Source organism: Collinsella sp. AM10-26, from assembly GCF_003472525.1.
GTDB lineage: Bacteria > Actinomycetota > Coriobacteriia > Coriobacteriales > Coriobacteriaceae > Collinsella.
Genome location: NZ_QRMC01000001.1, coordinates 329,717 through 338,157 on the forward strand (window position 1 = coordinate 329,717; position 8,441 = coordinate 338,157).

General features: G+C 59.4%; 6 protein-coding genes. 2 read left to right on the forward strand and 4 right to left on the reverse strand.

The window, feature by feature from the left end; translation table 11 throughout:
- The first annotated feature begins 13 nt into the window (after positions 1-13).
- Positions 14-946, forward strand: a complete 933-nt coding sequence (locus DW123_RS01460; protein WP_369831504.1) for a type I phosphomannose isomerase catalytic subunit — start codon at positions 14-16, stop codon at positions 944-946.
- A gap of 237 nt (positions 947-1,183) precedes the next feature.
- Here DW123_RS01460 and DW123_RS01465 read toward each other — a convergent pair whose 3' ends face one another.
- From DW123_RS01465 to DW123_RS01480, 4 genes are all read right to left on the reverse strand, one after another.
- Positions 1,184-1,951 (reverse strand): hypothetical protein, encoded by a 768-nt coding sequence (locus DW123_RS01465; protein ID WP_118273011.1) that lies wholly within the window; start codon positions 1,949-1,951, stop codon positions 1,184-1,186.
- Positions 1,939-2,961, reverse strand: coding sequence for a hypothetical protein (locus tag DW123_RS01470; protein ID WP_118273012.1), 1,023 nt, complete (start codon positions 2,959-2,961; stop codon positions 1,939-1,941). Before DW123_RS01470 ends, DW123_RS01465 begins: the two co-directional genes overlap by 13 nt.
- A 470-nt stretch (positions 2,962-3,431) precedes the next feature.
- Positions 3,432-6,332: an ATP-dependent helicase gene (locus tag DW123_RS01475; RefSeq protein ID WP_118273013.1), complete on the reverse strand. Its 2,901-nt coding sequence runs from the start codon at positions 6,330-6,332 to the stop codon at positions 3,432-3,434.
- A 293-nt stretch (positions 6,333-6,625) separates the two neighbouring features.
- Complete coding sequence (locus DW123_RS01480) at positions 6,626-7,603, reverse strand: undecaprenyl-diphosphate phosphatase (protein ID WP_118273014.1); 978 nt, start codon at positions 7,601-7,603, stop codon at positions 6,626-6,628.
- Between the two features lie 247 nt (positions 7,604-7,850).
- Between DW123_RS01480 and DW123_RS01485 the strand changes: the two genes are divergently transcribed.
- Entirely contained in the window at positions 7,851-8,288 is a 438-nt protein-coding gene (locus DW123_RS01485; protein WP_055251269.1) for a universal stress protein, read from the forward strand.
- Positions 8,289-8,441 lie beyond the last annotated feature (153 nt).

The following is an 8,441-nucleotide window of genomic DNA, read 5'->3' on the forward strand; positions in this document are numbered from 1 at the left end:
TGGGAGTATGCACATGTCCGATTTGATTAAACTCACGCCGATCTTCCACGAGAAGATCTGGGGCGGCCGCCAGCTCGAAACCGTATTTGGTTACGACATTCCCGAGGGTCCCATCGGTGAGTGCTGGGCCATCTCGGCCCACCCCAACGGCGACTGCCAGATTGCGGAGGGCCCGTATGCCGGACACACGCTGTCGTGGCTGTGGGCCGAGCACCGTGAGCTCTTTGGCAACTGCGAGGGCAAGGAGTTCCCGCTGCTCATTAAAATCCTGGACGCCAAGGACGATCTTTCGATCCAGATTCATCCCAACGACGAGTACGCCGCCGAGCACGAGAACGGCAGCCTGGGCAAAACCGAGTGTTGGTATGTCCTGGACTGCGAGCCCGGCGCCACGATTATCGTCGGGCAGCGCGCCAAGGATCGCGCCGAGGCCGCACAGATGATCAAGGACGGCCGCTGGGACGACATGCTCAACATGCTGCCGATCCGCAAGGACGACTTTTTCCAGATTGACTCCGGTACCGTGCACGCCATCAAGACCGGCACGCTCATTTTGGAGACGCAGCAGTCGAGCGACGTGACCTATCGCCTGTACGACTACGACCGCCTCGGCACCGACGGCAAGCTGCGCCCGCTGCACATTGAGCAGAGCCTCGACTGCATTGATTTTGATGTTCAGGCTCCGACCGACGGCACCGTGACCGCGCCCGAGGTCGACGGCGTGACCGAGCTCGAATCCAACCCCTGCTACACCGTCGATCGCGTGCGCGTCGACGGCAGCAAGACCTTGGAGCAGCGCTGGCCCTTCATGTGCCTGTCGGTCATCAACGGCGAAGGCACCGTCTGCGGCGACCCCGTCCACAAGGGAAGCCACCTGCTGGCCCCCAGCACCGTCAAGTCCATTGACCTCGAAGGCAAAATGGAACTGATCATCTCGCACCTGTAAGCCACCAGTCCCCAAGTGCTCGCTGGGATGGGCACGGGGTTTGATCGCCTGCTCGGACAGTCCTGCTCGCACGGAGAGCACATTAAGTGCTCTCCGGCTCGTGCGGAACTCGCGATCGACCAAACCCCGCGCCCATCCCGGCGAGCCTCTGGCTAGCAACGACAATTAAAAAGCAACAAGGGGCTCTCCCGTCCATCAACGGGGGAGCCCCTCGCCATACATAACGAATCAAGGTGCCTATAGGTAGACCTTTTCGAGAAACGATAATGTGTCCTGAAGACGCGCTCTCTCTTTACGATCAGTCTGCCGATTTACATAAGAAGAAAAGTCCGCAAAGAAGTCTCCGGCATCAGCCCTCATTTGCTCTATTAGCTCCAAGCGAGCCGAAGGCGGCAACAAACCCGCAAGTCGAACAATATCCGAGCGATGCTTTCGTCGATCTTTATCGTTGCAATGGCGCCCTTCTTCATAGCTCCTATTGATATCAATGTGTGCACGCATCTTGAGGGGAATGATATGGAGCGCATCGAGCAACGTAATGCCCTCTACGTTCGTTGCGTTGTCGCGAATAAATTCGTAGTAGCCATCGTCGAGAATAATTGCCGAGAGACTTGATACGGCCCCGTCAAAGGAAAGAGGTGCCACTTCGCTCGTTTCATCTTCAAGCACAAAATCAGGATGTCGGGCAAATAGCTCAATTTGGCCGGGATAGTCTAGGACTTGCCTTGATCCTTCGGGCAAACAGAACCGATAGTAAGTGCACTTTCCATCGCCGACCTTTCCAGTTTCATATCCGGCAGCTTTGATAAATGCCCACAATGCAGTGGCGAATTCAACGCCTTCCCCATCAACAATTACGACGACATCCAAGTCTTCAGTAGCTCTAAACGAATCGCCCTCATTGTCAAATAGAACGCTGCAGGCCCCTCCACCAATAAGAACGTAACCGCCTTTACAGCCGCTCATGGCATCGGCAAATCGCTCTATTCCCCTCACTTTTGACATATCGTCCTCCTGAGCTGTTCAACCGCGTCGAGCAGACGATCTTCTTTGTAATCTGCTTTTGCGCAAGCAACGTATAAGGAAAACGGGTCGACACACTGCAAACCCGTCGCATCAAAACTAATATCGGACGGCGCGTCCACGGGATACGACCAGACCTCAATCACAACTGCCGCCAGTTCGTACCACTGAGCCTCCAGCCATCTGTCGCCCATATGCCCTTTCAAGGCCTCTAGCTGATACTTTTCGAGAGCAATGGTTGGGGCAGAGTCTTCATGAGCAAGATCAGACATGTAGCTAAGGGCAGACACGCCGGAGAATAACGCATCAACGGCCCGCAATTCTGCCCAGTCGACTGTCCCCTTGAGCCGGATGCGCTCTACAACTGGCGTGCGAAGATAGTCCTCAAACCCATTCAGCAACGTCTCGGTCGACAACCCGGCGTCGCACAATATACGCTTTTTGCCGTCCCGTACAATTAGCCCAGGAGCAATAGCGGCGATTTCCGAAAGATAGCCGCTTACGCTTGCCGCGCTTTTGCCACACAGACGCGCTAGGTCGCCGGCGGAGCAGTCAACCCATCGTCCCGCGATGAGATTTAGAACGATTCGTTGAGATTGGGGCGAAAGCGGAGCAGCGGGAGAAGCACCCAGCACCTCATCGGAAATAACAGCTCCGATAAATGGCAGAAACGCATTTCGCTCATCTCGGATATATGCGATTCCCTCCGAGGAAAGCGCGCGCATAAAGCCTAAATCCATGGCATCCCAGCAAATTGCCACCGGGCGAACATCTATCTTGCACACTGCATTGACGAGATTTCGCGCCGAGATGACACTGGGCGGTTCTTTTGGTTCCGCAACAATAAAACGGCCCTGCTCAGACATGCCGAGCCGTGCCAAGCGAAGCGAATACCGCTCAAGATACATGCGAGGAATCTGCATCTCAACTGGCTCCGGGTCGATGGCGAGCTCTAAAGAGAAGAGTCTTTTTGGGAGGCAGTTTAGCAGCATGTACAATCACCGTTTTCATTTTGTTTACATTTTAGCGTCTATCTGAAATTATACTGAATCGTATAAAACGCTCAATCCCTAAAGTCATAAGAAAGAGTCCAAAAAAACGCAACAAGGGGCTCCCCCGTCCATGTACGGGAGAGCCCCTACTCATATCTATATATCAGCCCACCCGGCTCTCCAGGCCAAAAAGCGAACAAGCAGAGCGACGCTCGCAAGCAACGCTACCCAAGGCCCCGGACAGGCGCCATGGACAACGTCGATCGCGAGTTCCGCACGAGCCGGAGAGCACTTAATGTGCTCTCCGTGCGAGCAGGACTGTCCGAGCAGGCGACCAAAGCCCCCGGCGTGCCCGCCAGCCGGATGTACGGGTTTTCCAGGTGCGGCAGATCGGCCTGAAAGAGGAGGGCATAGACCTTGAGGTCATGCCCGACGATTGAAGGCCGAGGTGCCGTGCCTGGGAAAGCCGCCTAGGTCAGTTTCACTATAGGTGCAAAGCCCTTCATTAGCTTTTTGGTCTGGCCGGTCTTTTCGAATTGAACCTCGATCATGTCTCCGGCGACCGAGATCACGGTACCCGTGCCAAAGGTCTTGTGGCTCACGGTATCGCCCGCGGCAAAGTCCTGCGACGCGCTCGCGCGATCGACCTTGCGCTCCACCGTCGGCGACACCTTGGACGACGGCTTTTTGGCTCGCGATGCACCCGAGCCAAAGGTCGAGGCGACACGGCCGGCGTCGGGCGAGACCCCGCGATGACGCTCGGTCCCATAACTGCTGCCGCCAAAGAAATCGTCGAAGCTCGATCCGCCACGCGAGGCGGAACCGCCGGTCGAGCGCGTATGCGAGCCAAACACCTTGCCGCCGTACATATCCGAGCCCATGCCCGAGCCAAAGGTGCCGCGACGGTCGCCGCGCTTCTCCCAGCCCGTGCCCTCAAAACCGGCAGAACCGATACCGCTGAACTCGATATCCTCAAACGGAATCTCGTTGAGGAAGCGCGAGCGCGGGTTGGCAGAAGTTGAGCCGTACGTACGGCGCGTGGCCGCATAGGTCAAGAACAGGCGCTTACGGGCACGCGTGATGGCGACGTAGGCCAGGCGACGCTCCTCCTCGAGCTTGCCCGGATCATCGCTGCCGCTAAAGTCGTGCACATGCGGGAAGATGCCCTCCTCCATGCCGGCCACGAACACCGCCGGGAACTCCAGGCCCTTGGCGGAGTGGATGGTCATCATGGTGATGGCATGCGTCTCGCCGGCCAGGGAATCCAAGTCGGAGCGCAGGGCCAGCCACTCCATAAGTGCGGGAAGCGCCTTACAGGTGAGCGGACCGTAGGTGCGCTCAATCTCATCGGCATGCACGGCACCCGCCGGCAACTCCGTCGGCGCGGCATATGCGTTGCCCGCGATGGCGGCGGCCAGGGCGTCCTGCGGCGAGAGTGCCGGAGCGGCCAGGCTATCGAGCGGATTGGTGCCCGCGGCGTCACGTGCGCCGATGGGCACTTCAAACGAAGATGCCGGGGCGGAGGGTCCCGGCTCGGGCGCGGGCGCGCTCACCACAACGGGCTCGGGTTCGGTGCCGGCAGGCACGTCGGCAACGCCGGCAGCGCGCAGCTCTTCTAAGCTCTCGAGCGTACCCTCGATATCCTCGTGTGTCTCCTCAAATTCGGCGGCGACACCCAGGAATTCCTGGATGTTCTCGGCACGGCTCTCGGATTCCATGGTGCCCTCGGCGCGGAACGCCTGCAGCAGGCCCGTCTTATCGACGATCATCTCGACGACGTCCTTGAGCTCGCCGTCCATGCAACGGCCCTCGCGCACCAGCGCCACAAAGCTCGACAGGCCATTGCGCACCTTGGCGCTAAACATGCCCGTCTCGGCTGTCGCAATCTCGCAGGCCTGGAAGAACGAGCAACGGTTGTCGCGCGCCAGCTGCTCAATCTTTTGGATCGAAGTGGAGCCGATGCCGCGACGCGGCGTGTTGATGACGCGCTTGACGCTCATCTCGTCGGCCGGGTTCACGATCATCTTGAGGTAGGCCATGACATCGCGGATCTCGGCACGGTCGAAGAATCGCGTGCCGCCCACGATCTTGTAGGGCACGCCCGCACGCAGGAACATATCTTCGAGAATACGCGACTGAGCGTTGGTGCGGTAGAACACGGCGATATCGTCGTAGCTCGTACCCTTGGCATGCAGCTTCTCGATCTCGCCGGCAATCCAGCGGCCCTCGTCGCGCTCGTCGCTCGCCTGGAAGGCTTGGATCTTCTCGCCATCGCCCTCGGCCGTAAACAGGCGCTTGTCCTTGCGCTGCGAGTTGTGGCGCACCACGGCGTTGGCGGCGCTCAGGATATGGCCCGTGGAGCGGTAGTTTTGCTCCAGCTTGACGGTCTTGCAGTTTTTAAAATCCTGCTCAAAGTCCAGGATGTTGGTGATGTCGGCGCCGCGCCAGCTGTAAATGGACTGGTCGTCATCGCCCACGACCATGAGGTTTTGGTACTTGGCGGCCAGCAGGTTGGCGATCTCGTACTGGACGTGGTTGGTGTCCTGATACTCGTCGACGCTAATGTAGCGGAAGCGCTCCTGGTACTTGTCGAGCACCTCGGGGCGGGTGCGCAGCAGCTCGAGCGTGCGCACGAGCAGGTCGTCGAAGTCCATCGCATTGGCGGCGCGCAGGCGGCGCTCCAGCTCCAGGTAGACCTGCGCGGCCTTTTTGTCATTGGGGCTGTCGGCGGATTTGAGCATGTCCTCGGGCCCGATCATGGCGTTTTTGGCCGAGCTGATCTTGCTGCGGATCATGTTGATGGGGAACTGCTTTTGCTCAATGCCGAGCGCCTGCATAATGTCGCGCACCATGCGCTTTGAGTCGTCATCATCGTAGATGGTGAACTGACCGGTGTAGCCCAGCAGGTCGGCGTCCTCGCGCAGCATGCGCACGCACATGGCGTGGAAGGTGCACACCCACATGCCGCGGGTGCCACTGGGGATGAGCGCTGCCAGACGCTCGCGCATCTCGGCCGCGGCCTTGTTGGTAAACGTGATGGCAAGAACCTGCCAAGGCTTAACGCCCAGGTCGCCGAGCATATGTGCGATACGGAAGGTCAGGACGCGGGTCTTGCCCGAGCCGGCGCCGGCAAGCACCAGCAACGGACCCTCGGTGGTGAGCACCGCCTCGCGCTGGGCGGGATTAAGGCTGTCGATGTCGACAAGCGGCTTTGCGGGCGCAGGAGCCGGCGCGGGGGCGTCGTAGATGTCGAGCGGAACGAGCTCGGGCTCCGGCGCAGCGGGGGCGGTGTATGCATCGAGTGGCACGGGTTCCGGCGCGGGCGGCACGGGTACCGCGGTGTTCTTTTCCCAGGGCAAGGGCTGGGTCATGGGCGACTCCTCATCTGACGGACGGCGCGCCTGCGGGCAGCGCCATAGTTTGAGCCGTACCAGTATACCGAGCCGCGCGGACACCGACGCAAATCACACCACGACTCCGTGCGCCGCCGCCAAACCTGACCCCATTGGACCAATCACGGAGCCACCGATGTCACGGCAACGGTAGCGAGCGGCGGCCAGAGCGAACAAATTGACATGAAAAGAGAGCGGCATAGACCTTTTGGTCATGCCACCCTCTTTGAATGACAAGTTGTCGCTCTGGCCGCCGCGCAGCGTCGACTAAGTTAGAGGCCGAACATCGGCTCCAGAACGAAGAAGTATGCGAGCACTACGATGCCCAGGATGATGCGGTAAACACCGAAGCACTTAAAGTCGTGACGGCGAACGAAGCCCATGAGCCACTTGATGGCGATGAGCGAAACCACAAAGGCCACAACGCAGCCCACGCCCAAGATAGCGACCTCGTTGGCACCGAACGTACCGCCCTTAATAAAGTACTTGACCAGCTTGAGCGCACTCGCGCCAAACATGACAGGGATGGCCAGGAAGAACGTAAACTTGGACGCCACCGAACGCGTGCAGCCCAAAAGCAGGCCACCGATGATGGTGGAGCCAGAGCGCGACGTACCCGGCACCAGCGAGAGCACCTGGAAGCAACCGATGCCCAGTGCGGTCTTCCAGCTCAGGTCCTCGAGCGTAGCGATGGAACCAAAGTCCAGGTTATCGTCATCGTCGTCTGCAGCGGCAGTCGCAGCGGGTGCGGCAAAGTGTGCGCCAGCTGGACGCCCACCCGACGTCACGGCACGAGAACCAAACGAACCGGCAAGAGCAGCCTGCTCGCGCTTGTTCGCGCGCCAGTTCTCGATCACGATAAACAGCACGCCGTATACGATGAGCGCCAGTGCCACGACGGGAGCATTGTAGAAATGCTCCTCCATCCAGTCGTTGAGCGGCAGACCGATTGCCGCGGCGGGAATGCAGCCGAGCACAATCTTGCCCCACAGCACCCAGGTGTCACGACGGCCCTCCTTGCCCTTGCTGGGAGAAAACGGGTTAAGGTCGTAGAAGAACAGGACGCAGACGGCCAAAATGGCGCCAAGCTGGATCACGACCAGGAACATATTCCAGAACGTCTCGCTCACGTTCATCTTGACGAACTCGTCCACCAAGATCATGTGACCGGTCGACGAAACGGGCAGCCATTCGGTAATGCCCTCGACCAGGCCCATGAAGGCAGATTTTAGAAGCTCGATGATATCCAAAGGAACCCCCCTCGTTAGACACCCGCCGATATTATTCTGCGGACGGTGCGGGCGATGTCCCATTATCAACCGTTCGGGCGCGTCTGCGCCTACCCTTACCAAAAAACTCGCCCGTTCACAGAATTGCGAGCGGTCAAACCCAAATCCTTGGGTATAACTGCAACAAGATAAAGTGTCCGGCGGCCACGCATCCGCGCCCGCCCGACGCACGAGCCCCGCGCCCGTGCGATAGACCAAGGAGGAAACCATGAACGAGGGCTACACCAAGGTATTTGTTTCACTCGACGGTACTGAGCAGCAGGATTTTGTGCTCGCACGCGCCATCAAGGTCGCCGCGAACAACGGCGCTAAGCTGATTATCGGCCACGTTATCGATTCCACGGCGCTCGAGAGCGCCGGTTCCTATCCGGTCGATCTGGTCAACGGTCTGGAGGAGGCATTTAACAACTCCATCGCCAAGCAGCTCGAAGAGGCCAAGGCCAATCCTGATATTCCCGAGGTCGAGGTCATGATTCGCGCCGGCCGTATTCGCGAGACGCTCAAAGACGAGATGCTCGACGTGGTCAAGCCCGACCTGGTGCTCTGCGGCGCCCGCGGCCTGTCCTCGATCAAGTATGCGCTACTGGGCTCGATTTCGACGTTCCTGCTGCGCAACACCGACTGCGACATCTTGGTCGTGAAGTAGGTTCCTTCCCGCCGGCGCAAGGCCTGCGGGGTTATCACGCCGACGTCCTCGCCGCTTCGCGGCTGCGGGATGTCGGCTTAGATAACCCCTCCCGGCCTTGCGCCTTCGTCACCGTGCTTCAACGAGTTATCTGAATAGAGGAATGGCGTGGGG

Excerpts from the sequence above, each read along its gene's own strand:
- DW123_RS01460 (WP_369831504.1), top strand. The coding sequence starts at position 14 with ATGTCCGATTTGATTAAACTCACGCCGATCTTCCACGAGAAGATCTGG.
- DW123_RS01465 (WP_118273011.1), bottom strand. The coding sequence starts at position 1,951 with ATGTCAAAAGTGAGGGGAATAGAGCGATTTGCCGATGCCATGAGCGGC.
- DW123_RS01485 (WP_055251269.1), top strand. The coding sequence starts at position 7,851 with ATGAACGAGGGCTACACCAAGGTATTTGTTTCACTCGACGGTACTGAG.
- DW123_RS01470 (WP_118273012.1), bottom strand. The coding sequence starts at position 2,961 with ATGCTGCTAAACTGCCTCCCAAAAAGACTCTTCTCTTTAGAGCTCGCC.
- DW123_RS01475 (WP_118273013.1), bottom strand. The coding sequence starts at position 6,332 with ATGACCCAGCCCTTGCCCTGGGAAAAGAACACCGCGGTACCCGTGCCG.